Raw genomic sequence first — 23,146 nt, forward strand, 5'->3', positions numbered from 1 at the left:
AATGTCCATGAAGGACAAGTCGGGGTGGTCTCGGCGCGGCGTGCTGGGGATGGGCGTAGGAGTCCTCGGCGCGGCCGGTCTGGCCGCGTGTGGAGGCGAATCCGAATCGCCGACCAGGGTGCAGGCGGAAGTCCCGCAGGAGCTGATCGACGCCGCCGCGGCGATGAAGGGCTCCTCGATGGGGATGCTGTCGCAGAAGCTGTACTCGACGGCGGCGAACGACGCCCTGGACAGCTCGATCAAGAAGTTCGCCGACACCACCGGCACGAAGATCGAGAACAGCCTCGTCCAGGCCGACGCGGGTGACGTGGTGGCCAAGATCGACGCCGAGGTCAAGGGCGGGGTGGCCCGTGACCTGGCGTTCATGACCGACTCACGGTTCGTCGCGCAGTTCCAGGCACTCGGCGACCTGGAGGACGTGACGGACGTCGTCCAGGCGCTGACCGCCAAGTACGGCGAGCCCTGCGCCGAGGCCAAGAACTTCTGCGTCTTCGACGGCAAGTGGTTCGCGATCCCGTACCACTTCATCGGGATCGGGTCGTTCCTGCGCAAGGACTGGATGAAGGACAAGGGCATCACCCCCAAGGACATCTACAGCTGGGAAGAGCTGCGGGACGTCTGCCTGGAGATCTCCGATCCGGCCAAGCGCCGGTTCGGCTGGGGCATGACGATCAACCGGTCCGGTGATGCCAACGGCATGATCGAGGCGCTGATCAACGCGTACGGCGGGTCGATCGCCTCCAACGACGGCCGGAAGGTCACCTTCGACTCCCCGGAGACGGTGCAGGCGGTGACCTTCCTGGGCGACATCTACACGAATTCGAAGTACAAGCGGATGCTGCCGCCGGGGATCGCGAGCTGGACCGACACCAGCAACAACGAGAACTGGCTCGCCGGGATCCTGGGCTACACCCGCAACCAGTTCAGCGTCTACGCGGACTCCCGGACCAAGAAGAACCCGGTGCACGAGAACACCCACGTGTTCTCCGACTGCATCGGACCGGCGACCAACAATCCCCTGCTGCTCGGCCAGTCCCAGGGCTTCGTGGTCTTCAAGGGCGCCAAGAACCCGGCGCTCGCCAAGCTCCTGGCGCAGTACCTGGTGACCGCGCCCGCGCTGCTCGGCGTGGCGAAGGAGGCACCCGGCCTGGTGATGCCCGCCTGGGAGAAGGTCTGGGACGCCGACCCGTTCTTCACCAGCGGCGATCCGGCGTTCCCCATGCTGCGCAAGATCACCGAACTTCAACTGCCGCTGAACACGAAGAACGGCCTGACCTTCCCGCAGAAGGCAAGCGCCGGCCAGCAGGCCGTCGGCTCGGCGTACGTGCTCACCGACATGATGCAGCAGGTCGTGCAGGGCACCGCGCCCGCGCAGGCCGTGAAGGCGGCCCACACCAAGATGGTGCAGATCTTCAACCAGCAGGGGCTGCCGCAGTGAGCTCGGTCCGTCCCGCGCGGGTCCCGACGGCGGCGAGGAAGACGCCGCCGTCGGGGCCCGGCTCCCTCACGGCGACCCAGCGGCGACTGGGTCGTGACTGGCGGCTGGCCGCGCTGTTCCTGGCGCCGATGGCCGTGCTTGTCGGCGGTCTCGTTCTCGTGCCGATCGCCCGGTCGATCATCACCAGCACCACCGAACGGCACGGGCAGGAGTCCGTGTTCGTCGGCGCGGACAACTACCTCGCCCTCATCGGCGACGACCAGTTCCACACGGGCGTGGTGAACTCGTTCGTCTTCACCGCGTACGCCGAGATCTTCAAGGTGGTGCTCGGGCTGGCCGCGGCCCTGCTGCTGCACCACCGACGCCGCGGGCGGGCGGTGCTTGCGGGTCTGCTGCTGGTGCCGTGGGTGGTGCCGACGGTGGTGACGGCGTTCAGCTGGCGCGCGCTTCTCGACCCGATCTTCGGCAGCGTCAACAACCTGCTCACCTCCACCGGGATCGGCCCGCTGCTTGTCGACCTGCACCTGGTGGACAGTTGGCCGGCGGGCTGGCTGTCCGACCCGGATCTGGCCATGCCGTCGGTGATCCTCGTGAACGTCTGGAAGGGCGTGCCGTTCTTCACCGTGTGTTTCCTCGCCGGGTTGAAGGCCATCCCGACGGACCTCTACGAGGCGGCGACCATCGACGGGGCCTCGTCCTGGCAGCGGTTCGCGAATGTGACGCTGCCCGGCCTCCGCCACGTGATCACCGTGACGGTGACCCTGTCGTCGATCTGGACGTTCAACAACTTCGACCTCGTCTGGTTGCTCACGCAGGGCGGCCCGGGCGACGTGACCGCGCCGTACGTGCTTGTCGCGTACTCGAAGGCGATTCTGCAGTTGCAGTACGGCGCCGGCGCGGCGGTCACTCTCGTCATGCTGCCGGTCATCGGCGGGCTGGTGTTCGTCCTGGTCCGGCTGCTGCGCCAGGATTCGGGGGCGAGACTGCCCCGGGCGCGCCGAGCGGCGCGGTGGGTCGGAACGCGGTGGGCCCCGACGGCGCGCAGAGCGCTGCCGTGGGTCATCACCGCTGTGGTCACCGGTCTGCTGTTCTGGGCGTCGCCCCATATCTTCTGGAAGGCGGCCGTCGTCCTCGGGGTGATCCTGCTGGTCGCGGCGGTGGTCGGCCGGGTGGTCTCGGCCCTGAGCTCCCGGGGCGGTCGCCGGTCGTCGTCAGTGGTGTCGGGCCTGGGGTCCTGGGTGGCGCTGGCAGGCTTGCTCTTCTTCGTGCTGGGCCCGCTGTACTGGATCGCCGTCACGGCCTTCAAGTCCGAGGGCCAGGTCGTCATGCGCACCGACGACCTGTGGCCGACCCCGTGGACCATGGAGCAGTTCAGCGCGCTGTTCGCCAACCAGCCGTTCGGCCGCTGGTACCTCAACACCATCCTGGTGTCCGCCGCGTCCACAGCTGTGGCGCTCGTCTGCGCCGCCCTCGCGGGCTACGCGCTGGCCCGGCTGCGGTTCCGCGGAGCACAGGGCTTCACCGTCACCGTGCTGCTCACCTACGTGATGCCTGGCGCGCTGCTGTTCATCCCGCTGTACCAGATGCTCATCGGCGCACGACTCACCGACTCGCTGTGGTCCCTGGTGGTGACGTACCCGACCTTCACGCTCCCCTTCGCCACCTGGCTGCTCGTGGGCTACTTCTCGTCGATCCCCGTCGAGTTGGAAGAGGCGGCGCTCGTCGACGGCTGCACGCGCCTCCAGGCGTTCGGGCGGGTGGTGCTGCCCCTGGCCAAGCCGGGGCTGCTGGCGGTCGCCCTCTTCACGTTGACCAACGCCTGGAACGAATTCCTCTTCGCCTTCGTGTTCATCACGAAGGACGAGTACAAGACGCTCCCCGTCGGGATGCAGTCGATGATCGCCGGTGACGTCGTACCGCAGGGCCAACTCGCCGCCGCGTCGCTGCTCGTCAGCATCCCGGTGGTCATCATGTACGCCCTCGGTCAGCGCTTCCTGACCGAAGGCCTCACCGCCGGCGCGGTGAAGGGCTGATCAGCTTGCCACGGCCCTGGTGAATCGGCGGCCGAGGTGCGCGAAGGCGTCGGTCAGCTCGCCCGGGCCGACGACGTCGATGTCGGCGTCGTACCGGGCGAGCGTGGCCGCGAGGCTGGGCCAGGACCAGGAGCCGAGGGTGAGCCGGCAACGGCCGGGGCCGGCCTCCTCGATGATGCCGTCGCGGGTGTAGAGGGCGACCGTGGCGGCGGGCAGATCGAGGATCACCGTGCCCCGGCAGGGCCACCCGCCCCCGGCGCCCGCGCCCCGGAACGTGCCGACGAGGTAGCTGGCGACGTCCGCGCCGGGGAGTTCGCGGGGGACGAAGCGGGGTCCGTTGGGGGTACGCAGGGTCATCCGGTCGACGCGGAAGGTCCGCCAGTCGGCGCGGTCGAGATCCCAGGCGATGAGGTACCAGCGTCCGTCCCAGGTGACGACGTGGTGCGGTTCGACGCGGCGCGCGGGCCCGTCGGCGGAGCCGTAGTCGAAGCGCAGGACCTCGTGGGCGTGGACCGCCGCGCCGAGTGCGAGCAGCAGTTCACCGTCGACCGGTGCGGTCGGTCGTGCGCTCGGCCGCTCGACGCTCGTGACGTGCAGGGCCTCGACGCGGTTACGGAGCCGGGCGGGCATGACCTGATGGACTGTGTTCAGCGCCCGGGCCGCGGCGTCGGCGAGGCCACCGGAGGTGGTGGCCGCCACCTGGAGGGCGACGGTCAGGGCGACGGCCTGCTCGTCGTCGAACAGCAGCGGTGGTAGTTCGGTGCCGGCGCCCAGCCGGTAGCCGCCGTCCGGGCCCTTGACCGCCACGATCGGATAGCCGAGCTCGCGCAACCTGTCGATGTCGCGGCGGACGGTCCGCAGGCTGATGTCGAGTCGGTCGGCCAGCAGCGTGCCGGGCCAGTCCCGCCGGGCCTGCAACAACGACAGCAGGGCCAGCAGTCGGGCGGACGTCTTCGGCATGGATCCGATTCTCCCCGGAGTAGGTGCCACACCCTGGCACCTACCCCTGCGAATCTTGGTCTCGCGCCGGACAGCACCGGCCGCCCCTCGAATGACGGAGACCTGACATGGCAATCACCACCACGACCCACCTGAACTTCCGCGGCGACGCACGGCGGGCGCTCGAGTTCTACCAGTCGGTGTTCGGCGGCGACCTGACGGTCGTCGCGTACGGAGACTTCGGAATGCCGAAGGAACTCCCCGACGCCGACAAGGTCGTCTTCGGTCAGCTCACCGCCGAGAACGGTTTCCGCATCATGGCGTACGACGCACCCGGCCAGTCACCGTCCCCGATCGCGCCGACCGCCACCACCCGCGTCGACGGCATGACGGTCACCGGCGAGCGGTTCTTCGTCGCGGTCGGCGGCGACACCGCCGAGGAGATCGAGGCGCTGTGGGACGGGCTCGCGGACGGTGCCGAGATCATCGAGGCGTACGCGCCGTCGCAGTTCTCCCCAGGCTTCGGGATGCTCACCGATCGCTTCGGTGTCACCTGGATCCTCCAGGTCAACGCCACCCGGGCCGGCTGAACGTCGGCGGCACGCCTCACGGTGCGAGGTGCTTCTCGAACCAGTGGTGGGCGTAGCGCTCGGTGTTGTACGCCTCGATCTCCCGGTAACCGGTAGCCCGGTACAGGGCGATCGCCTCGGTGAGGGCGCGGTTGGTGTCCAGTCGCACAGCTGTGGCGCCGCTCTCGGCGGCGTACCGTTCCAGCTCCCCCAGCAGCCGGCGTCCGACGCCGAGCCCGCGTACGGTGTCGGCGACCCAGACGCGCTTGATCTCGACGGGTGCGTCGCGGTGGAGTTTGACGGCGCCACAGCCGATCGGTTCGGCGTTGAGGGTAGCGAGCAGGAGCACCCCGGCTGGCGGGACGAGTTCGTCGTCGTGGATCGGGCTGCTCAGCGCGGGGTCGAACCCGTCGTCGAATCGTCGGGCGACGTCCCTGGCGTACGCGCGCAGGCAGGCACGTGCCCGCGGATCGTTCGGGGGGCACGGCTCGATGACGACCATCGAGCCGACGAGCAGCCGTTCGACCTCGGCCATGGCGGTGACGAGTCGTTCGCGGCGGTGCTCGGTGAGGGGTTCGAGGATCGAGACGGCGAGGTCGTCGGACCGCTGGTCGAGCTGTGTCCATTCAGCCCGGCCGGCCTCGGTGAGTCGGGCCGTGCGGACCCGGCCGTCGCCGCCGGCCTGCTCGACCGGGCCCACCGTGACCAGCCCGTCGTTCTCCAGGGTGCGCAGGAGTCGGCTGAGGTATCCCGAGTCGAGGCCGAGCCGCGCCCGCAGCGCGGCGACCTCGGCGCCGGCGGGGCCGATCTCCCAGAGCAGGCGGGCCTGCCCGAGGGGGCGGCTCTGGGCCATGTACTCGTCGTCGAGCGCGCCCACCCGCTGGGTGACCGTCCGGTTGAACCGCCGCACGGCGGCAACGAGTGTGGAGTCCATATGCCTGACTTTAGTCAGGTTATTGACGTTGGCGATAGCGCATGACGCCGGCCCGGTCCAGGACAACCACCACGAGCGCCACACCTGTGGCGGTCGCGGTGACCGCCAGCAGCGGCGGCCGCAGGGCGACCGCCGCACCGGACAGCACGAACAGGGCGGCCACCCGGGGCCACGAGATCCGCCTGTGGATCGCCACCGAGAACAGGATCCGTCCGACGAGGAACAGCGTCGGTCCGCCCAGGATGGCCAGGACAGCCGCCGTGTCGCCGGTCTCGGTGGGGTGGGCGATGCTCAGTTCCGCCCCGACCGCGGTGACCACCAGGCCGGCGACCATCACCAGGTGCAGGTATCCGGTGATGACGCCGAGCCGAGCCGGGTCGGCGTGCTCGATGGCCGGGGCCAGGCGCAGGCCGGCGGGCGTCACGTAGAGCAGCCCGATGAGCACGGCGGTGGCGAAGACCAGCAGGAACGCGGCGGTCTCCGGCAGATCCAGACGCGTGTCGGCGTACGAGAGGCCGGCGACCAGGACGAGCTCACCGAGCGCGATGATCATGATCTGTTGGTACCGCTCCGCGAAGTGCTCGCCGGCGAGATGCAGTTCCTCCGACGCGGCGCGACCCAGGCGGGGCGTCGGCCAGCCGAGTCGCGGGCCGATCACATCGATCGCGAGCGCGAGCACCCACAGCGGCACCCGCCAGTCCGGCAGGAACGCGCCGGCCAGCCACGGCACCCCGGAGAGGCTGTACCAGGTCATGATCCGCAGCGCCCGGCGCTGACGTGGATGCCCGCGCAGCGCGACGGCTGTGACGATGCTGCGGCCGACGTGCAGCACCACGTACGCGCCGGCGAACAGCAGGCCCCGGTCCCCCAGCGCCTGCGGGATCGCCACCCCGGCCAGCAGACTGGCAAGCGCGGCGGCGATCAGCAACCCGCGCACCGCCGGGCTCTCCGGGTCGTACCAGTCGGCGAACCAGGTGGTGGTCACCCAGATCCACCAGACCCCGGTCAGCAGCAGGGCGGTCCGCAGCGCGCCACCCGGCGTGAGGTCGTGCAGCAGATGCTCGGCCAACTGGCTGAGGGCCAGGACGAACGCCAGGTCGAAGAAGAGCTCCAGGAACGAGGCGCTCAGCGGCGCACCGCTTCCCCGCAGCAGCCTCTCGGGCTTGCTCGCCATCGGCGCTCCTCCCGGTGGCCGCACGCCCTGCGTCCGTCGTACCACCCGAAGGAGGCCGCCCGAGGCGAAAGAGGATCAGCGGCGGACGCCGACCCCCGCGTAGCCGTGCGAGTCGATCAGTTCCGGTTCCCCGTCCCGCCGCCACCTGGTGGTCTCCACGAGGCCCGGTTCGACCAGGTCGTACCCGGTGAAGAAGCGCAGCGTCTCGGCGTGCGTGCGCGGCACCAACGGCGCGCTGCTGTTGCGGTAGATGGCCTGCCCGCGCTCGGCCAACTCCGGCGGGATGCCGTCCAACGTCAGGTGCGACAGCACCAGCTGACTGCCGGGCACCGTGGCGTCGCGCAGCCGGGCGACAGCCGCCCACGGGTCGTCGGCGTCCGGCACGAAGTGCAGCACCGCGAGGAGCAGCACCGCCACCGGCCGGTCCAGGTCGAGCGTGCCCCGCACGTCCGGGTGCGCGAGCAGGTCGTCGGGCCGCCGCAGGTCACCCTGGACGACCGCCGTGCCGGGCACGTCCGTCAACAACTCCCGGGCGTACGTGACGGCCACCTCGTCGTAGTCGACGTAGACGACCCGCGCGCCCGGCGCCACCGTACGCACCACCTCGTGCACGGTGCCCTGGGTGGGCAGGCCGGCGCCGATGTCCAGGAACTGGCGTACGCCCTGCGCTGCGGCGTACCGGACTGCCCGGCGCAGGAAGTGCCGGTTGGTCTGGGCTGCCACCCCGGTCTCCGGGAAGATCTCCAGCACCCGTTCGGCGGCGGCCCGGTCGGCGGCGAAGTTGTGGCTACCGCCGAGGAAGTAGTCGTACATCCGGGCGACGTTGGGTCGGGCGGTGGCGTCGGCTGCCGGCTGGTCGGTCACGAGGGGTCCCTTCGACGGCGCGATCGGATCTCGATGTCTAGCACCCGGGGCGACGACCCGCCGCCCCCTCGTGTCGTTGATCCGGCTGCACCCATGGTCATCGCAGACCACGGTGGGGGCACCCACTCAACGAGGAGGGACGCCGATGACAGCTCAACGGGAGACCGTGCATGTCGACAACGACCTGTTCCGCGCCGTGTACGACTCGCCCGGTTCGCTGCCCGGCCGGCACCGGTGGACCACCCCCGAGTCGGACGTCCGGCGGTTGGAGAAGCTGCTCGGCATGCCGCCGCGCAGCATCGGCGCCCCGCTCTGGGTCAGCGGCGACGAACCGGACTGCCCCAAGTGCGGCAGGCGGATCACCTGGTACGACATCGTCTCGTCGGCGCTCTCCGGCCTGCACGACAAAACCATGATCGCGACCGTCATCCTGGGCGAACGCAAGTACGTCAACACCGAGGTCCCCGATGCCATCGCCGGGGTGCGCTGCTCCGACTGTCACATCGCCATCGACGGGCTGCGCAGCTTCAAGTGCCACAACTGGGCGTACGCCTTCGAGGCGCTGGAGGCCGTCCGCGAGCGGATGGCGGGTGGCCCGGCGCCCGCCTGAGCGGGTGCCGGATGACCTCAGTCGGACGAACGGCGGGTGGGGCGCCGACCGGGCGGGGAGAGCGGCTCGGGGCCGGGGTCCGGCACCTGCGGCATCGGGCGGGTGACCGGCGCGGCGCCTGTCACCACCACCGACTCGCCGTGGTGCCACAGCTCGACCTCGACGTCTCCGGTGGCGTCGGGCAGCTCGTAGCGGGCCTCGGTCGGAGTCAGCGTGACCCGCAGCCGGTCACCGCGCCAGCGCAGGCTGAACGCCAGCCGGTCGAGCCGCCCGGGCAGCCGGGGGTCGAAGGAGAGCACTCCACGGTCGTCGCGCATCCCACCGAAGCCCTGCACCAGCGCCAGCCAGGCACCGGCCAGCGACGCCAGGTGCAGTCCGTCGGCGGTCTTGTCGCCCAGGTCCTCCAGATCCTGGAGAACCGACTCGGCGAACAGGTCGTACGCCAGATCGAGGTGCCCGACCTCGGCGGCCAGCACCGCCTGCGGCGCGGCCGACAGGGACGAGTCGCGGACCGTGCGGGCCTCGTAGTAGGCCAGGTTGCGGGCCTTCTCGTCGGCAGTGAACTCACCCGGGTTGAGCTGCATGGCGAGCACCAGGTCGGCCTGCTTGACCACCTGTTTGCGGTACAGCTCCAGGTACGGATAGTGCAGCAGGAGCGGGTAGTCGTCCTCGTCGGTGGCCGCGAAGTCCCACTCCGGCTGCTCGGTGAACCCGGCGGCCTGCTGGTGCACCCCGCGCTCACTGTCGTACGGGATGAACATCGCGTCGGCAGCGGCCCGCCAGCCGGCCACCTCGTCGGGGCCCACGCCGAGCCGGCCGGCCAGCTCGGGTAGGCGCTCGGCGGCGTCCGCCGCGCCACGCAGATTCCGCCGCGCCATCAGGTTGGTGAACAGGTTGTCGTCCACCAGGGCGGCGTACTCGTCGGGCCCGGTCACCCCGTGCAGGTGAAAGGTGCCCGAGTCGGACCAGTGGCCGAAGCCGTGCCACAGCCGGGCGGTCTCCACGAGCAGTTCCAGCCCCGCCTCGGCGAGGAACCGCTCATCGTCGGTGGCCGCCAGGTAGCGCAGCACCGCGTCGGCGATGTCGGCGTTGACGTGCAGCGCCGCGGTGCCCGCCGGCCAGTAGCCCGAGCACTCCCGGCCGCCGATGGTCCGCCACGGGAATGTCGCCCCGGTCAGCCGCAGCTCGGCGGCCCGCTCCCGGGCCTGCGGCAGGTGGGCGTGCCGCCAGCTCAGCGCCGAGCGGGCCACCGCAGGGGCCAGATAGGTGAGCACCGGCAGGACGTACGTCTCGGTGTCCCAGAGCACGTGCCCGTCGTAGCCGTTGCCTGTCAACCCCTTGGCTGAGATGGTCCGGTCCCCGTCCGGGCGGCCCGCCTGGATCAGGTGGAACATCGCGAACCGGACCGCCTGCTGGAGTTCCGGATCGCCGTCGAGCTGCACGTCGGCGACCTGCCAGGCGGCGTCCAGGGCGGCACGCTGGTCGGCGAGCAGAGCGTCGAAGCCGTCCGCGCGGGCCGCGTCCGCCTCGGCGGTGACCAGGTCGGCCAGCTCGTCGACGGGCGTCCCGTCGACTGGCGTGCACTCGTACGCGGCGAACTTCGTCAACCGCAGGCGCTCCCCCGGGTGCACCCGGCCCGCCACCGTCACCCGTACCCGGTCCGGGGTGCCGTCGCCGCTGACGGTCACCGTGTCCGGCGCGTCCAGCAGGTGGCTGACCGCCACCGCGACCCGCTGGCCGCTGCGCTCGGTACGGTGCACGAGCACCCCGTCGAGCCCGTCCGCGCGGTACGCCTCACCGGTCAGCGGATCGGTGAGCGTCGAGGCGGCACGCGGGTCGTCGGAACTCTCCGGCACCCTCTCGTTGGCCAGCAGGTCCGAGCAGACCCGCAGATCGACGGGCCCGTCCAGTGGCTCGACCTCGTATCGGACGGCGGCCACCGGACGGCGGGGCAGGGACACCAGCCGGGTGCTGCGCACGAGCACCCGCCGCCCGGCCGGCGAGACCCACTCGGTTTCCCGGCGCAGCACACCCGCCCGCAGGTCGAGCACCCGTTCGTGGCCGCGCACCGTCCCGGTCCGCAGGTCCAGCGGCTCGTCGTCGACCCACACCCGGATCAGCGCGGCGTTCGGCGCGCTGACGACCGTGTCGCTGGCCTGGGGAAACGCGTACCCCTCCTCGGGGTAACTCAGCTCACGCCGCTCGTGGAAGCCGTTGACGTAGCTGCCCGGCATCCCACACGGCGCGCCCTCGTCGAGGACACCACGCCAGCCGACCCACCCGTTGCCCAGCGCGAAGATCGACTCGGTCTCGCCGAGCCGGTCGAGGTCCGCCACCGTACGCCGGATCCGCCAGGTCTCGTCTCCCACCATGTCGGCGGCGAGAGATGGTTGACCTGTCGTCGAACTGGTGTGCACGAAGCCTCCTGGTGATGCCGACGTCCCCGACCAGCCAAGCAGAAACGCCTGAGTGGTTGCTGGACGAAGGTCGTGGGGCCGACCTGACCTTCGTCCGCAGCGGTGCCCTGTGCCGCGTTACTACGATGTCCCCCTGGTGACCGGGGTATGAACATTTAGTGAGGTGATGCATGGTCGACAACGGCAGCACTGACGTTCCGGAGATCAGCGCCGAGTGGTACCACGACGTCGTCGACGCCGCCGCCGGCAGCCCCGACCCGTTGCGGTGGTTCGTGGGGCACGCCACCGAAGGGGTGATCCTGCTCCTTGGCGCGCTACTGGTCGTGGCCGCGCTGAGCCGCCTGTCCGGCGGCCCCCGCGATCGCGCACTCGCCCTGGTCTCGCCGCTGCCGACCCTCCTGGCGTACGCGGGCAGCGAATGGCTCAAGACCGTGGTGGACGAGGACCGGCCGTGCCGGAACCTCGGCCGGGCGATCATCGCTGGTGCCTGCCCGCCACCGGGAGACTGGTCGTTCCCCAGCAACCACGCCACCATCGCGGGCGCCCTGGCGGTCACCACGCTGCTGCTCTCCCGCCGGCTCGGCCTGGTCGCGCTGCCGCTGGCCGCGCTTGCCGCGTTCTCCCGGGTCTTCGTGGGCGTGCACTACCCCCACGACGTCGCCGCGGGTGTGCTGCTCGGCGCCCTTGTCGCCGCACTGCTGACCCCGCTGCTGGCCCGCCCGACGGCTGAGGCGCTGCGCCGCCGCGCCGACCGCGCCACCCGCCCGACCCCCAAGCTGGCGAGCCGCTCCCGCCCCTGACCGCTGGAGATCGCGGGCCGGGGTCAGGCTGTCAGGAGGAGGGCTGCCGTCGTGCCCAGCAGCAGGAACGGGCCGAACGGGAGGTGGGTGCTCCAGCGGGCCCGTCGGGCAGCCAGCAGTCCCACGCTGACAAGCGCGGACAGGGCGGACGCGAGCAGGATCCCGAGCAGCAGCACCGGCCAGCCGTACCAGCCGAGCAGCGCCCCCACGCTGAGCGCCAGCTTGGCGTCGCCCAGCCCGAAGCCGCGCCGGCCGAGCAGCAGCGTGCTGGTGGCGAAGAGCAGCGCCAGCACCGTACCGGCGGCGGCGGCGCGCAGCCACGGACCGGGGGCGGCGTCGGCGAGTGCGGCCAGGCCGAGCAGCAGCCAGGTCCCGGTGGCCGCCGGCAAGGTGAGCCGGTCCGGCAGACGGTGGACGGCCAGGTCGACGATGACCGCCGGGACGGTCCAGCCGAGCCACCAGGCAAGCGCCGAGAGCGGTCCGATCGGCGGCCCGACCAGCACCAGCAGCACGACAGCGCCGAGCGCGGCCAGCTCGACGGTGCCCGGTGGCGGGCCGACCCTCGCCCGGCAGCGGCCGCACCGGCCGGCCGGGCCGAGCGCCGGCCACGACCGGGTCAGGCCGATCGCCGCGCCGCAGGCGTCGCAGCCGGCCCGGTCGGCGGTGCCCGACGGTACGGCGTACCGCAGGGCGGCCAGCCGCAGCAACGGGCTGACCGTCACGATCGCGAGCACGGCCGCGAGTCGGTCGTGACCCAGGCCGCGCCGCGCCGGTCGTGGGCGACTCTCGCGCCGACCGGTCGGGTCCGGCTGCCCGGGAGCGGACGTCGGAGGTCCGGTCAGTGCCACGTCGGCCGCCCCACTCGCTCGAGGCTCCCCGTCAACGTGAACACGGATCGTGACTGAACCATCGCTTCGGTGTAGCGGATGGCGCAGAAAGCGACCTGCGCGCCGGGCCGCCGGAGGCCGCCGCCGTCGGTGCTCGAGCCGGCGGTCCGAACGACCCGCCGGACTGGCCGTCCGGCCGAGAGTGCCCGCGCGATGCCGGGATGACGCCGCGATGCCCCACTCCCGCTACCGGCGGAAGGGCCGGCGGGACTCCACCCGACGCGGCGACGCCCGATCGGCGACGGCCGCCCATTCGGCCATTGATCGGGATGCAGCACTGACACCCGCCACCACCACCTGACATCACGGAGCGTGTTCGCTTGAATTGCCTCTGTTGCATCGGCGGTCGTCAGCTTATGCTCGCCCCTTGAGTGTGACGCAAGCCTCACTACAACAACTGGACGACACAGGACCTTGCATTTGTAGAAGATCCGTAACGGTGAATGCAGAAGCGCAATGACCAGCTCCGGATGTGCTGATCCGGGCGCGCTTCCGCATGCCCTGCGCCGGTGATCGGTCACCGCGTCGGGCGACCACGAGGAGGCTCGACGGTGCGCGGACGGCAGCTCAGACGAGCGGCAATCTGCCTGCTGGCGGTCGTGGCGGCGGTACCTGTCACGGCCTGCGCCAGCGGACGGGAAGTCGCCGAAAAGCCGATGGCGGCCCCCCAGGAAGGGCAACGGACCGATCCCGATGTCGAACGGCAGGCCGCAGAAAAGGCCGCGCTGGCCGCGTACTCCGGTTATCTCGCGGCTTCCCGTACGGCGAGCGTACGCAGTGATCCGCGCGCGCCGGAACTGTCCCGTTTCCTCGCTGATCCACTTCTCACCCGGGTCCGGTTGTCCATTCACGAGGCCAAGGAGCACGGCGCTATGCGTACCGGGACTGTGAAGTCCGACCCGACCGTGACGGCGGTCAGCCTGGACGCGACCCCTGCCACCGTGGACATCCAGGACTGCCTGGACACGAGCGCGTACCGGCTGGTCTACGCCAAGGACAAGCGTGTGGTGCCGGGCAGCGGCGGCGGCAGGCACCTCTCCACCGCCACCGCCACCCGCTATCCGGACGGCCGCTGGCTCATCAACTCCGGCTCGACCCACCGGGACCAGCCGTGCTGACCCGGAAAGGACGGGGCAGGCCCCGCCGGGCCCTCACCGGGATCGGCCTCGCGCTGCTGCTGGTGATCGGCGGCACCCTGCCGGCCACCGCAGCCCGGCGCGCCGACCCGGGGGCCAGCTGCCCGCCCGACCAGCCCGACTGCAGCGTCTGGGACGACGAACCCGGCACCCCCGGCGGCGGCGGAGACAACGGTGGTGGCGGCGGGAACGACGGCGGCGGTGGAGGTGGCGGCGTCTGCCAATGGGACGGAAAGACCATCCCCTGCTACCACCCGGTGCTGGGCTGGTTCAACAACGGCGATGGCTGCTACTACAAGCTGGAGGAGCCGCAGCCTGCCAACACCCCAGAGGGCAAGCAGTGGTACCTGCTCACCTGCAACGGCGGTGACCAGGGCAGCCAGCGCGAGGAGCTGCGGGACGGTCCACCGGCCGGGTACGGCGCGCCACCCGACCCGGAGGAGCTGGCCCGCCGCGCCCTGGCGTCGATCAAGCTGCTGCCCGCCCGACTCCGCGTCGCGCCCCGCAAGGACGTCGGCCCCGGCCTGGTCGGCCTGCCGGTGTGGATGTGGGCGACGCCGAGCCCCAGCTACTTCGGCCCGTTGCGCGCGTCCGCGTCCGACCGTGGTCTGACTGTCTCCATCGAGGCGACTGTCGACCGGATCGTCTGGGACATGGGCAACAAGAAGGACACCGTCACCTGCACCGGTCCCGGCACCCCGTACGACGCCAAGGGCAGTTACGCCGGAAAACCCTCCCCGGACTGCGGCTTCGACGAGGGCTACCCGAAGGCCGGGACGTACCGCGTCGGCGCCACCACGCACTGGAAGGTGCGCTGGTGGACCGACGACGGAAGCGCGAGCGACGTGATCCCGGTGACCAGGACCAGCGGCACCGTTCCGATCCAGATCAACGAACTCCAGGTGGTCACCAGATGAGCCTCGCGACGCGCAACGGAACCGGGTCGGTCGACGCGCCGGTCACCCCGCCCAAGGTGGTCCGACAGCGCCGGGTCCGCCCGGGGCTGCTGGGTCTGGCCGTACTCCTGATCGCCCTTGGCGGGTTGGGCGCGGCGTTCGCGGTCACCTCGGTCCGCGCCACCGGCAGCTACCTTGCGGTGGCCCGGCCGGTGGAGGTGGGCCGCGAGATCGGCACCGCTGACCTGATCACCGTGCAGGTCGCCGGAGGGCAGGGGCTGCGGCCGGTACCCGCAAACCGGCTCGACGAGGTGATCGGAAAGCGCGCCGCCGTGGCGCTGGTGCCCGGCACCCTGCTCACGCTGGCGCAGATCACCGACGATCCGCTGCTCGGGCCCGGCCAGCAGCAGATCGCGCTGGGCCTGAAGACCGCACAGGTGCCGGCCCGCAGACTGCACCCCGGGGACAAGGTCCTGCTGGTCAGCACCCCGGACAGCAACGCCAACGGAGAATCGGCCGCCGCCGGCACCCGCTTCTCGGCCACCGTGATCGACGTGGTCAACCAGGCCAACGACGACCAGGTCGTGTACCTGGCGCTCACCACCCGGGACGTGCCCGCTGTGGTGGCGCTCGCCGCGCAGAAGCGGCTCGCCGTCGTCCTGACCGAGGCGGCCTGAGCATGGCGATCGTCGCGCTGGTGTCCGCGAAGGGTTCGCCGGGCGTCACGACCTCGGCCCTTGCCTGCGCGTTGGCCTGGCACCGCCGGCTGGTGCTCGCCGAATGTGACCCGTCCGGCGGTTCGATCCTCGCCGGTTACCTGGGCGGCCAGTTGGACGGGCCACGCGGCATCGGTGAGCTGGCCGTCGGTGAGCTGCGCGACGGCAACCTGGAGACCGCGTTCTGGTCCCAGCTCGTCGACCTGGACGCGCCACGCCGCGAACGGCTGCTGCTGCCCGGGCTCGTCGACCCGACGCAGGCCGGCAGCGTCACCCCGCTCTGGCAGCGCTTCGCCGACTACTTCAACGCCCTGGACCGCGGCACCCCCGGCTACGACGTCCTCGTCGACTGCGGCCGGCTACACGTCGCCGGCCCGCCGTGGCCGCTGCTGCGCGCCGCCTCGGTGGTGCTGCTGGTGACCCGCGCCCACCTGCCCGACCTCTCCGGGACGCGGGCCGCCGTCACCGCCATCGAACGGGACTTCGCCGAGCATCGGGTGCCGCCGGGCACCCTGCGGCTGCTGCTGGTCGGGGACGGGCACGGTCGGGCGGAGATCAGCCGCTCGTTGAAACTGCCTGTCATCGCCAGGTTGCCGCACGATTCGCGTACCGCAGGGGTGCTCCGCCTCGGTGGGACATTGCGGTCCGGACGGCCGCTGCTGCGCGCGGCGGCCGCGTTGGAGGTGCCGATCGGTGCCCTGCTCGAACGCCGGCAGGCACGACTTGCCTGGCCCGTGCAGCAGGGGGTGCCGGATGCGGTTTGAGCCGGTCTCCACCGACCCCCGCCGGCAGCCGCCGGGCGCCACCTCCACCGCGCCGCCGCTGCCCGCGCCGAACGGCCGTCACCAGCACCAGCCCGTGTCGATGCCGGCACCGGCGCCAACCGTCGGCCCGCGGACGCCGGAGCAGCCGTTGCGCCCCCGGATGGACTTCCAGGTCGTCAGGGAGCTGCGCCGGGAACTCACCGAACGGCTCACCCTCTGGCAGCGCGGCCGGGAGTTCACAGTCGACGAGGAGGACACCGAGCGGGCGCGGCTGGCCGTCACTGTCGTCTCCGAGTACGCCGACGCGGTCCGTCGGGCCGGCACCCCGATGGCCGCCGACGAGGAACGGCTGCTGCTCGACCAGGTGACCGCCGAACTGGTCGGCCTCGGCCGGCTCCAGACGCTGCTGGTCGACGACACGATCGAGGAGGTGCACATCCTCGGCTGCGACCAGGTGCGCATCACCCGGCACGGCGGCGGGGTGGACTGGGCCGAGCCGATTGCCGACAGCGACGCCGAACTGGTGGAGATCCTCCAGGCGGCGGCCCGCCGGGCCGGCGCGACCGAACGGTCCCTGTCGACAGTCAAGCCCACCCTCGACCTGCAACTGCCCGACGGCAGCCGGCTGGCCGCGGTGTTCCTGGTGAGCCACCGCCCGTACGCGGTCATCCGCAAGCACAACACGCTCGACGTGAGCCTCGACGATCTGGCCGGCGCCAGGGGTGACCTGGACGAGATGATCGACCCGCTGCTGCGTGACTTCCTGCGCGCGGCGATGCGCGCCGGACTGAACATCATGGTCGCCGGGCTGGCCGGTGCCGGTAAGACCACGATCATCCGGGCGTTGATGAACGAGATCCCGCCCGACGAGCCGTACGTGCTGCTGGAGGAGAGCCGGGAACTCCTGCCGGCCCGCCGCCGCGAGCGGCACCGGGCGGTGATGAGCTTCGAGGCGCGCGAAGGGCACGGCGAACGCGGCTTCGACGGCCGCCCGGCCGGTGAGGTGACGATCGCCGACCTGATTCCGCTGTCGCTGCGGATGGGCGTGCTGCGGATCATCGTGGGTGAGGTGCGGTCCCGGGAGATCGTGCCGATGCTCCAGGCGATGACCACGAGCCGGGGTTCGATGTGCACAATCCACGCCCGTACGGCAGCCGGTGTGGGTGAACGGATCGTGGAGCTGGCGTTGGCGCACGGCCGCGAGATGACAGTCGACCAGGCCCGCCGGATGGCCGGCAACGCCCTCGACCTGATCGTCTACGTCACCGTCGAGGACGAGACGGCGATCGGCGGACGCAAGCACCGGTTCGTGTCGCACGTGGAGGAGGTGATCGGGGCCGGCGAGGCTGGCCGGATCACCACCACCACCGTCTTCGGCCCCGGCCCGGACGGTCGCGCTGTCCCCCGGCACCTGCCCGAGCGCGTCCGCGACCAGTTGCTGCGGGTGGGTTACGACGTCCGGCTGCTGACCCGGTGGATCGAGGCCGGCACTGGTGCCTGGCGTCGCGCCCGGCAGACCCGGCTGGCCCGACGGTGACGTGATGGGAAACAGCCTGGAGTTGGTCGCGGTGGTGTCCGGCGCCGCATGTGTGGCCGGGCTGCTGCTTGCCGTTGTGGCGTTGGTCGGCACCCGCCGGCCCGCCGGCCGGTCCCCGGGAGCCGGGCCGGGCCTGAGCCGGCTGTGGCGCGGCCCCGGCAGCACTCCCGCCGAGCAGCGCGGCTATCAGGCCCTCCTGGTCGCCGCGGTGATCGCCGGAGCGTTTGCCTTCCTGCTGACCGGGCTGCCGGTGGTGGGCCTGCTGGTGGCCGTGGCGGTGCCCGGCACGCCGTGGCTGTTCGGCGTGGGCAAGGCCGAGCAGCGGGCGATCGCCCGGATCGAGGCGGTCGGCGAGTGGACCCGCCGACTCAAGGACGTCTCCAGCACCGGGCAGGGCCTCCAACAGTCGATCATCGGGACGATCGGCAGCGTTCCACCGGGCATCGAGGACGAGGTCCGGCTGCTCGCCGCCCGGCTCCAGGCCGGCTGGACGGCGCGTTCCGCGCTGCTCGCGTTCGCCGACGAGATCGGCGATCCGGTCTGCGACCAGGTGGTCGCGGCGCTGATCCTGCACCTCAGCGACCGGGGTGAACGGCTGGGTGACGTACTCGGTTCGATCGCCGGCGCGGCGGCGGCCGAGGTCGCGACCCGTCGGGAGATCGAGGCCAAACGGACCCAGCCACGGTTCGCGGTCCGCTTCCTCACCGGGATGACGCTCGCCACCCTGGCGTACGGGCTGATCAACACCGAGTACATCAAGCCGTACGGAACTCCTGTCGGCCAGGTGGTGATGGCCGCCCTCGGTGCCGCGTTCATCGCCCTGCTGGCCTGGGTGCGGTCGATGAGTCAGCCGCAGCGACCGGCGCGCTTCCTGCCCGCACCAGACCCGGACGAGGTGATCGCGTGATCGTCAACTGGCAGTTGGCCATCGCGGTGTGCGGCGGGTCGGCGATCGGGCTCGGCCTGTTCCTGGTGGTCCGGGAGTTGGTGCCGGCGACACCGGCGCTCGGCCCGGCGCTGCGTCGGCTGCACCAGCCTCCGGGCGTCGGGCGGATCCCGACCCCCGCGTCCCGCCGGCTGGAGTGGATGACCGGGCTGTCCCGCTGGTTGCGGCCGCCGCACCGGCAGCTCGCCCTGATCGGGCAGACCCCCGAGCAGTACGCGCTGTCGGTGCTGTTGTCGGCGCTGATCGGGCTCGCCCTGCCGACTCTGCTCGGGGTGGCGCTGCTGGCGTTCGGTGTCTCGTTTCCGCTCGCCGTACCGGTGCTCGGCAGTCTCGGCCTGGCGCTGATGGCCGGCCTGCTGGCCCACCGGTCGGTGCTGGCCAAGGCGGATGCCGCCCGCGGCGAGTTCCGCCAGGCCGTGTGCACGTACCTGGATCTGGTGGCGTTGCAGCTGTCCGCCGCGCACGGGCCGGTGCAGTCGCTGGAGCGGGCGGCGGCGGTCTGCGACGGCTGGGTGTTCGACAGGCTCCAGGAGTCGTTGCGGATCGCCCAGATGCAGATGCACGCACCCTGGGACGAGCTGCGCGACCTCGCCGACAAGATCGGCATCCCGGAGTTGGGCGACGTCGGCGCGATCATGCGTTCCTCCGGCAGCGAGGGCGCGCAGGTGCACGAGACCCTGCGCAGCCGGGCCGACTCGCTGCGCGACCAGATCCGCACCGACAACCTGGCCCGCGCCGAGGGGGTGACCAGTCGACTGGACATCCCTGGGGCACTGCTCGTCTTCGTGCTGCTCGGCTTCGTCGTCTATCCGTTCATCGCCCGTATCTGACCCCCGTCCGCACAAAGGAGTACGCCATGTCCATCCTCAGCTATCTGCACGTCGTGGTGACGACGCGCCTGGCCGAGCTGAGCCGTGACGGCGAGCGCGGCGACAGCCCGGTGCCGACCGCCGTGATCATCTTCGGTCTGGTCTTCGTCGCCACCGTCGTCACCGGCCTGGCCCTCGCCAGGGCCAACAACTGGATGACGAACATCCCGACCTTCTCGAACCCGACGGCCCCCTAGCAGCCACCGGATGTGCCACGCCGCGTTCCCGAAGTGGCGCCGGGCGGTGATCGCCGTCCGGCGTCGCTTCGCGGCCGGTGACCTGGAGCGGGGGGCCAACCCGGTGGAGCTGGCCGTGATGATGCCGGTCATCCTGGTGCTGCTCTTCGGCTCGATCCAGGTCGCGGCCGTCTTCCTGGCCCGCTCCACCGCCCTGAACGCCGCGCAGAGCGGCGTCAACGCCCAGCGGGTGCAGCAGGCGGAGGACGGCGCCGGGGTGGCACGCGCGACCCAGTTCCTCGGGAACGCGGGCGGCTGGCTCGTCGGCTGGGACACCCCCGGACCGACCTGTGTGATCACCGACGCGGACACCGAGGTGACCTGCACGGTCACGGGTCGGTCCCTGTCGGTCATTCCGGGTGTGGACTTCGCGGTGCAACAGACCGCCCACGGAACCGCGGAGAGGGTGACCCAGCCGTGAACCGTACCGCCGAGCGGGGCTCGGTCTCCATCGAGGTGGCGGTGCTCGCGCCCGCGTTCATCGCGCTGATGGTGCTGGCCGGGGTGGCCGGTCGCAGCGCGGTGGCGGCGGAGTCGCTCGAGACCGCCGCACACGACGCGGCGCGCGCCGCCTCGATCTCCCGGGACGCCGGCACCGCCCGGACGGCCGCCGTGGAGGCCGCCCAGAAGCAGTTGGACTGGCACGGGCTGGCCTGCTCCAACACCCTCAACCCGACGTTCTCCGGCTCGGTGGCCGGCACCGCGACCAGCTTCGAGGACGCGTTCAGCAGCCCGGTCGGTGTGAACGCCACGGTGACCGTGCGGATCAGTTGCCTGGTGTCCTTCCGGGACGTGTCGCTGGATGTCCTCCCCGGGATGCCGACCGAGAACCTGGTCACGGCGAGTTTCACGTCGCCGTTGGACCGGTACCGGAGCCGGAAGTGACCAGGCCAACCAGCGGGGACGACGGCCGGGTGAGCATCTTCCTGGCGGTGGCGATGCTCGGCGTACTGGCAATCGTGGGCCTCTCCTTCGACGGCGCCGGGCAGCTGCGCACCCTGCAACGCGCCGACAACCTGGCCGCGGAGGCGGCAAGGGCCGGCGGTCAGGCCATCGACCGGGCCACCGCGATCGAGGGCGGCCCGAAACGGATCGACCAACCGGAGGCGACCGCGGCGGTCGCCACGTACCTCACCTCCGCCGGCACCACCGGCCACACCGTGAGCTTCCCGCAGGTCGGCGGAGAAACCCTGATCCGGGTGACAGTCACGGTCACCTACCAGCGCTCGATGCTCGGGCTGCTCGGCTTCCCCCAGACGGTCACCGTCACCGGCGAAGCGACCGCGCGGGCCGTCACCGCAGGACCGTAGGAAGGGAGAGGCAGCCATGCCCGCACCTGGTGGTTCGGTCGTACGGCGCACCGGACGCATCCTCACCGGCGTCGGCGCGCTTGTCGTACTCTGCGCGTTGCTGGCCGGCGCGCCGATCGCGCTCATCGCCTTCGCCGGCAATCCACTGCCCGACCATCTGCCCACCATCAGCGAGGTGGGCACCGCGCTGACCAGCCGGGACGACGGTCAGCTCTTCCTGCGGGCACTTGCCCTGGCCGGCTGGTTCGGGTGGGCCACGTTCGCCTTCTCGGTGCTCGTCGAGTTGGGCGCGCAGACCCTGCGCCGACCCGCCCCGAAACTGCCAGGGATGAGCCGTCAGCAGAAGGCCGCCGCCGCGCTTGTCGGCTCGGTCGCGCTGATCCTCGCCGCCAGCCCGGCCGCCGCCAGCGCCACGGCGGTCTACGCCGATCCGGGGTACGCCGCGCCGACCGTCGCCACCCTGGCCGCGCCGGCGTCGAACCCGTCGACGGGCACGACCGGGATCGGGCCGCTCGGGCGGGTCGTGCCGGGCGGGCCGAGCGCGGGTGACGGGCCCGCGCCGGTGTACCGGGTGGCGCGGGGCGACTATCTCGGCGAGGTGGCCGAGCGGTACCTGGACGAGTTCGCCGACTACCGGCAACTCGCCGAGCTGAACCGGCTGAACGACCCGGACCGCATCCGTCCCGGGCAACTGCTCCGGCTGCCCCACGAGGCCCACGACCAGGGCGTCCGGGCACACGCCACCGGTCGGCTGGTCGCCAAGGCCGCCGCGCCTCGGCCACCGGCGCCCCGGCCGACCCCCGAGCAGCGCGCACCGGAACAGGCGAAGCCGGCACCGCCGAGCCAGTCGACCGGCGAGGCACCCACGATGACCGTCGGCGCGGCGCGGGCCGGCACGGACGACCGGGTGAACCGGCCCCTCGCGGTCTCCGCCGTGCTGGCCGTCGCGAGCATCGTCGGCGCCCAGATCGGCGCGGTACTCGGCCTGCGCCGCCGGCCGGCCCAAGTTGGGTTACCGGGAGCCGGAAGTGACCGGGCCGTAGCCGCTGGTGCGGCCGGGGATGGTGACGACGGGCCACAGGGCGGTCGGCACCGGCGCGGCTGAGCCGGCAAGGGACCTGCGCGCGGCCTATTCGGTGAAGGCGGTGAAGGAGAGCGCCTTCTCGAACCGGCGGGCGACGAGGTCGTCGTGACGGATCAGGAAACGTCCCCGGTGCACGGAGTCCGGCGTGAACTGGACCAGCGGCACCCACTCGCGCATCACCCGCAATGTCTCCATCTCCAGGTCGCGCTGCCACTCCCCCGGCGCGCTGGCGGGTTCGCCGGCCTCCCGTCGTGCCGTGATGTTCTCCCCCGCCATGTCGGTCTCCGGGGTGTCCGACATGAGGTTGGTGGCCAGCCCACCGATGCCACCCGTGTATCCGCCCAGGTAGAAGTAGGCACCATGGTCGGGCTCCGGCCAGAGCTCGCGCACCAGCGCGCGGAGCTCGGCCCGGTGTGGCAGGTCGAGGCCCAGGTGCTCCCCGTCGTCGGACCGCGGAAGCCCGGCCCTCGCCTTCCTGTCCGTCTTGAGCCAGCGGGGCAACTCTGCGGCGACCGCGGCGAAGAGAACGTGCTCCGGTTCGACGAACTGGCGGCTGCTGTCGTGGTACATCTCCTCGTCGTGGTCAGGCTCCGCGGCGAGGGCGGTCTCGGCGCCGGCCGGTACGTACACGATCCGCGCGTACCGCTGCTCGCCGGTGACCTCGTCGTCTTCGACGGCCCGCTCGTGGTCCAGGAAGAAGAGCAGCGAACCGTCCGTCGGCAGGGCGAAGCCGGCCACCCTGGGCAGCGCCGCGCAGTCGAACGAGGCCACGAACTGTAGCGGTCGCGCCCCGACGGACGGCCACTCCATGCCCACCGGCAGCGACGGCAATCCGCCGCCGCGCCCGACGGGCGGGCCGTCGTAGGCCGGGCTCGTCCAGATCGCGAACCGGAGGAACTCGGCGAACCTGCTGACCTCGTCCTCCGGAATGCCCTGCTCGATCGCGGCGCGTCCGAATAGTTGATGTTGGTCCATGCCAGGGCATTA

Annotated in this window: 24 protein-coding genes; 17 read left to right on the forward strand and 7 right to left on the reverse strand. The window is 71.6% G+C overall.

The genetic code is table 11. The annotated features are described in order from the left end of the window. Window position 1 precedes the first annotated feature (1 nt). On the forward strand, window positions 2-1,438 hold the full coding sequence (locus ACFY1S_RS13415) for an extracellular solute-binding protein (protein WP_364369534.1): 1,437 nt from the start codon (window positions 2-4) through the stop codon (window positions 1,436-1,438). Further along, on the forward strand, window positions 1,435-3,471 hold the full coding sequence (locus ACFY1S_RS13420) for an ABC transporter permease subunit (protein WP_387116659.1): 2,037 nt from the start codon (window positions 1,435-1,437) through the stop codon (window positions 3,469-3,471). The genes ACFY1S_RS13415 and ACFY1S_RS13420 overlap by 4 nt, the downstream gene beginning before the upstream one ends. Here the strand turns inward: ACFY1S_RS13420 and ACFY1S_RS13425 are convergent, their stop codons facing one another. Next, window positions 3,472-4,431 carry a helix-turn-helix transcriptional regulator gene (locus ACFY1S_RS13425; protein WP_387116662.1) on the reverse strand — a complete coding sequence of 320 codons (960 nt, stop codon included), beginning with the start codon at window positions 4,429-4,431 and terminating at the stop codon, window positions 3,472-3,474. Between the two features lie 107 nt (window positions 4,432-4,538). On the opposite strand from ACFY1S_RS13425, the gene ACFY1S_RS13430 reads away from it, so the two are divergent. Then, window positions 4,539-5,000 carry a VOC family protein gene (locus tag ACFY1S_RS13430; RefSeq protein WP_387116665.1) on the forward strand — a complete coding sequence of 154 codons (462 nt, stop codon included), beginning with the start codon at window positions 4,539-4,541 and terminating at the stop codon, window positions 4,998-5,000. Window positions 5,001-5,016: 16 nt separating this feature from the next. On the opposite strand, the gene ACFY1S_RS13435 is transcribed toward ACFY1S_RS13430, so the two are convergent. From ACFY1S_RS13435 to ACFY1S_RS13445, 3 genes are all read right to left on the reverse strand, one after another. Beyond that, window positions 5,017-5,913 (reverse strand): GNAT family N-acetyltransferase, encoded by an 897-nt coding sequence (locus ACFY1S_RS13435; RefSeq protein ID WP_387116668.1) that lies wholly within the window; start codon window positions 5,911-5,913, stop codon window positions 5,017-5,019. A gap of 19 nt (window positions 5,914-5,932) precedes the next feature. After that, complete coding sequence (locus ACFY1S_RS13440; protein ID WP_387116671.1) at window positions 5,933-7,087, reverse strand: low temperature requirement protein A; 1,155 nt, start codon at window positions 7,085-7,087, stop codon at window positions 5,933-5,935. 75 nt (window positions 7,088-7,162) lie between these two features. Beyond that, on the reverse strand, window positions 7,163-7,951 hold the full coding sequence (locus tag ACFY1S_RS13445; RefSeq protein WP_387116675.1) for an SAM-dependent methyltransferase: 789 nt from the start codon (window positions 7,949-7,951) through the stop codon (window positions 7,163-7,165). 145 nt (window positions 7,952-8,096) lie between these two features. Between ACFY1S_RS13445 and ACFY1S_RS13450 the strand changes: the two genes are divergently transcribed. After that, window positions 8,097-8,561: a hypothetical protein gene (locus tag ACFY1S_RS13450; RefSeq protein ID WP_387116677.1), complete on the forward strand. Its 465-nt coding sequence runs from the start codon at window positions 8,097-8,099 to the stop codon at window positions 8,559-8,561. Window positions 8,562-8,578: 17 nt separating this feature from the next. Here ACFY1S_RS13450 and ACFY1S_RS13455 read toward each other — a convergent pair whose 3' ends face one another. Then, window positions 8,579-10,933 (reverse strand): glycoside hydrolase family 65 protein, encoded by a 2,355-nt coding sequence (locus ACFY1S_RS13455; RefSeq protein ID WP_387117646.1) that lies wholly within the window; start codon window positions 10,931-10,933, stop codon window positions 8,579-8,581. Between the two features lie 215 nt (window positions 10,934-11,148). Here ACFY1S_RS13455 and ACFY1S_RS13460 point away from each other — a divergent pair, with 215 nt between their 5' ends. Next, window positions 11,149-11,778: a phosphatase PAP2 family protein gene (locus ACFY1S_RS13460; RefSeq protein ID WP_387116680.1), complete on the forward strand. Its 630-nt coding sequence runs from the start codon at window positions 11,149-11,151 to the stop codon at window positions 11,776-11,778. Window positions 11,779-11,801: 23 nt separating this feature from the next. On the opposite strand, the gene ACFY1S_RS13465 is transcribed toward ACFY1S_RS13460, so the two are convergent. Continuing rightward, window positions 11,802-12,536 carry a prepilin peptidase gene (locus ACFY1S_RS13465; protein WP_387117649.1) on the reverse strand — a complete coding sequence of 245 codons (735 nt, stop codon included), beginning with the start codon at window positions 12,534-12,536 and terminating at the stop codon, window positions 11,802-11,804. A 785-nt stretch (window positions 12,537-13,321) separates the two neighbouring features. Between ACFY1S_RS13465 and ACFY1S_RS13470 the strand changes: the two genes are divergently transcribed. Genes ACFY1S_RS13470 through ACFY1S_RS13525 form a run of 12 tightly spaced genes read left to right on the forward strand, consistent with a single transcriptional unit; the run spans window position 13,322 to window position 22,180 of the window. Continuing rightward, window positions 13,322-13,783, forward strand: coding sequence for a hypothetical protein (locus ACFY1S_RS13470; RefSeq protein WP_387117652.1), 462 nt, complete (start codon window positions 13,322-13,324; stop codon window positions 13,781-13,783). Then, window positions 13,777-14,718: a hypothetical protein gene (locus tag ACFY1S_RS13475; protein WP_387116683.1), complete on the forward strand. Its 942-nt coding sequence runs from the start codon at window positions 13,777-13,779 to the stop codon at window positions 14,716-14,718. Before ACFY1S_RS13470 ends, ACFY1S_RS13475 begins: the two co-directional genes overlap by 7 nt. Continuing rightward, window positions 14,715-15,374 carry an SAF domain-containing protein gene (locus ACFY1S_RS13480; protein ID WP_139583321.1) on the forward strand — a complete coding sequence of 220 codons (660 nt, stop codon included), beginning with the start codon at window positions 14,715-14,717 and terminating at the stop codon, window positions 15,372-15,374. Before ACFY1S_RS13475 ends, ACFY1S_RS13480 begins: the two co-directional genes overlap by 4 nt. A 2-nt stretch (window positions 15,375-15,376) precedes the next feature. Further along, window positions 15,377-16,177, forward strand: coding sequence for a ParA family protein (locus ACFY1S_RS13485; RefSeq protein ID WP_387116686.1), 801 nt, complete (start codon window positions 15,377-15,379; stop codon window positions 16,175-16,177). Then, window positions 16,167-17,714: a CpaF family protein gene (locus ACFY1S_RS13490; protein WP_387116689.1), complete on the forward strand. Its 1,548-nt coding sequence runs from the start codon at window positions 16,167-16,169 to the stop codon at window positions 17,712-17,714. The genes ACFY1S_RS13485 and ACFY1S_RS13490 overlap by 11 nt, the downstream gene beginning before the upstream one ends. 4 nt (window positions 17,715-17,718) lie before the next feature. Then, window positions 17,719-18,621: a type II secretion system F family protein gene (locus ACFY1S_RS13495; RefSeq protein ID WP_387116692.1), complete on the forward strand. Its 903-nt coding sequence runs from the start codon at window positions 17,719-17,721 to the stop codon at window positions 18,619-18,621. After that, window positions 18,621-19,490, forward strand: a complete 870-nt coding sequence (locus ACFY1S_RS13500; RefSeq protein ID WP_387117655.1) for a type II secretion system F family protein — start codon at window positions 18,621-18,623, stop codon at window positions 19,488-19,490. The genes ACFY1S_RS13495 and ACFY1S_RS13500 overlap by 1 nt, the downstream gene beginning before the upstream one ends. A gap of 26 nt (window positions 19,491-19,516) precedes the next feature. Beyond that, window positions 19,517-19,726, forward strand: coding sequence for a hypothetical protein (locus tag ACFY1S_RS13505; RefSeq protein WP_364369572.1), 210 nt, complete (start codon window positions 19,517-19,519; stop codon window positions 19,724-19,726). A gap of 10 nt (window positions 19,727-19,736) precedes the next feature. Next, window positions 19,737-20,186, forward strand: a complete 450-nt coding sequence (locus ACFY1S_RS13510; protein WP_387116695.1) for a TadE/TadG family type IV pilus assembly protein — start codon at window positions 19,737-19,739, stop codon at window positions 20,184-20,186. Further along, entirely contained in the window at window positions 20,183-20,650 is a 468-nt protein-coding gene (locus ACFY1S_RS13515) for a TadE/TadG family type IV pilus assembly protein (RefSeq protein ID WP_387116698.1), read from the forward strand. The genes ACFY1S_RS13510 and ACFY1S_RS13515 overlap by 4 nt, the downstream gene beginning before the upstream one ends. Next, the gene (locus ACFY1S_RS13520) at window positions 20,647-21,075 is read left to right on the forward strand and encodes a pilus assembly protein TadG-related protein (RefSeq protein ID WP_387116701.1); all 429 of its coding nucleotides are present in this window, start codon (window positions 20,647-20,649) and stop codon (window positions 21,073-21,075) included. The genes ACFY1S_RS13515 and ACFY1S_RS13520 overlap by 4 nt, the downstream gene beginning before the upstream one ends. 16 nt (window positions 21,076-21,091) lie before the next feature. After that, a complete protein-coding gene (locus tag ACFY1S_RS13525; RefSeq protein WP_387116704.1) occupies window positions 21,092-22,180 on the forward strand; it encodes a LysM peptidoglycan-binding domain-containing protein in 1,089 nt (362 codons plus the stop codon). 24 nt (window positions 22,181-22,204) lie between these two features. Here ACFY1S_RS13525 and ACFY1S_RS13530 read toward each other — a convergent pair whose 3' ends face one another. Then, on the reverse strand, window positions 22,205-23,134 hold the full coding sequence (locus ACFY1S_RS13530) for a DUF1963 domain-containing protein (RefSeq protein WP_387116707.1): 930 nt from the start codon (window positions 23,132-23,134) through the stop codon (window positions 22,205-22,207). Window positions 23,135-23,146 lie beyond the last annotated feature (12 nt).

Source organism: Micromonospora sp. NPDC000663 (assembly GCF_042898105.1).
Classification (GTDB): Bacteria; Actinomycetota; Actinomycetes; order Mycobacteriales; family Micromonosporaceae; genus Micromonospora.

Bases quoted from the DNA above. Each gene is read 5' to 3' on its own strand.
- ACFY1S_RS13415 (WP_364369534.1), top strand. From the start codon at position 2: ATGTCCATGAAGGACAAGTCGGGGTGGTCTCGGCGCGGCGTGCTGGGG.
- ACFY1S_RS13425 (WP_387116662.1), bottom strand. From the start codon at position 4,431: ATGCCGAAGACGTCCGCCCGACTGCTGGCCCTGCTGTCGTTGTTGCAG.
- ACFY1S_RS13430 (WP_387116665.1), top strand. From the start codon at position 4,539: ATGGCAATCACCACCACGACCCACCTGAACTTCCGCGGCGACGCACGG.
- ACFY1S_RS13435 (WP_387116668.1), bottom strand. From the start codon at position 5,913: ATGGACTCCACACTCGTTGCCGCCGTGCGGCGGTTCAACCGGACGGTC.
- ACFY1S_RS13440 (WP_387116671.1), bottom strand. From the start codon at position 7,087: ATGGCGAGCAAGCCCGAGAGGCTGCTGCGGGGAAGCGGTGCGCCGCTG.
- ACFY1S_RS13450 (WP_387116677.1), top strand. From the start codon at position 8,097: ATGACAGCTCAACGGGAGACCGTGCATGTCGACAACGACCTGTTCCGC.
- ACFY1S_RS13455 (WP_387117646.1), bottom strand. From the start codon at position 10,933: ATGGTGGGAGACGAGACCTGGCGGATCCGGCGTACGGTGGCGGACCTC.
- ACFY1S_RS13460 (WP_387116680.1), top strand. From the start codon at position 11,149: ATGGTCGACAACGGCAGCACTGACGTTCCGGAGATCAGCGCCGAGTGG.
- ACFY1S_RS13470 (WP_387117652.1), top strand. From the start codon at position 13,322: ATGGCGGCCCCCCAGGAAGGGCAACGGACCGATCCCGATGTCGAACGG.
- ACFY1S_RS13480 (WP_139583321.1), top strand. From the start codon at position 14,715: ATGAGCCTCGCGACGCGCAACGGAACCGGGTCGGTCGACGCGCCGGTC.
- ACFY1S_RS13485 (WP_387116686.1), top strand. From the start codon at position 15,377: ATGGCGATCGTCGCGCTGGTGTCCGCGAAGGGTTCGCCGGGCGTCACG.
- ACFY1S_RS13490 (WP_387116689.1), top strand. From the start codon at position 16,167: ATGCGGTTTGAGCCGGTCTCCACCGACCCCCGCCGGCAGCCGCCGGGC.
- ACFY1S_RS13495 (WP_387116692.1), top strand. From the start codon at position 17,719: ATGGGAAACAGCCTGGAGTTGGTCGCGGTGGTGTCCGGCGCCGCATGT.
- ACFY1S_RS13505 (WP_364369572.1), top strand. From the start codon at position 19,517: ATGTCCATCCTCAGCTATCTGCACGTCGTGGTGACGACGCGCCTGGCC.
- ACFY1S_RS13510 (WP_387116695.1), top strand. From the start codon at position 19,737: ATGTGCCACGCCGCGTTCCCGAAGTGGCGCCGGGCGGTGATCGCCGTC.
- ACFY1S_RS13525 (WP_387116704.1), top strand. From the start codon at position 21,092: ATGCCCGCACCTGGTGGTTCGGTCGTACGGCGCACCGGACGCATCCTC.
- ACFY1S_RS13530 (WP_387116707.1), bottom strand. From the start codon at position 23,134: ATGGACCAACATCAACTATTCGGACGCGCCGCGATCGAGCAGGGCATT.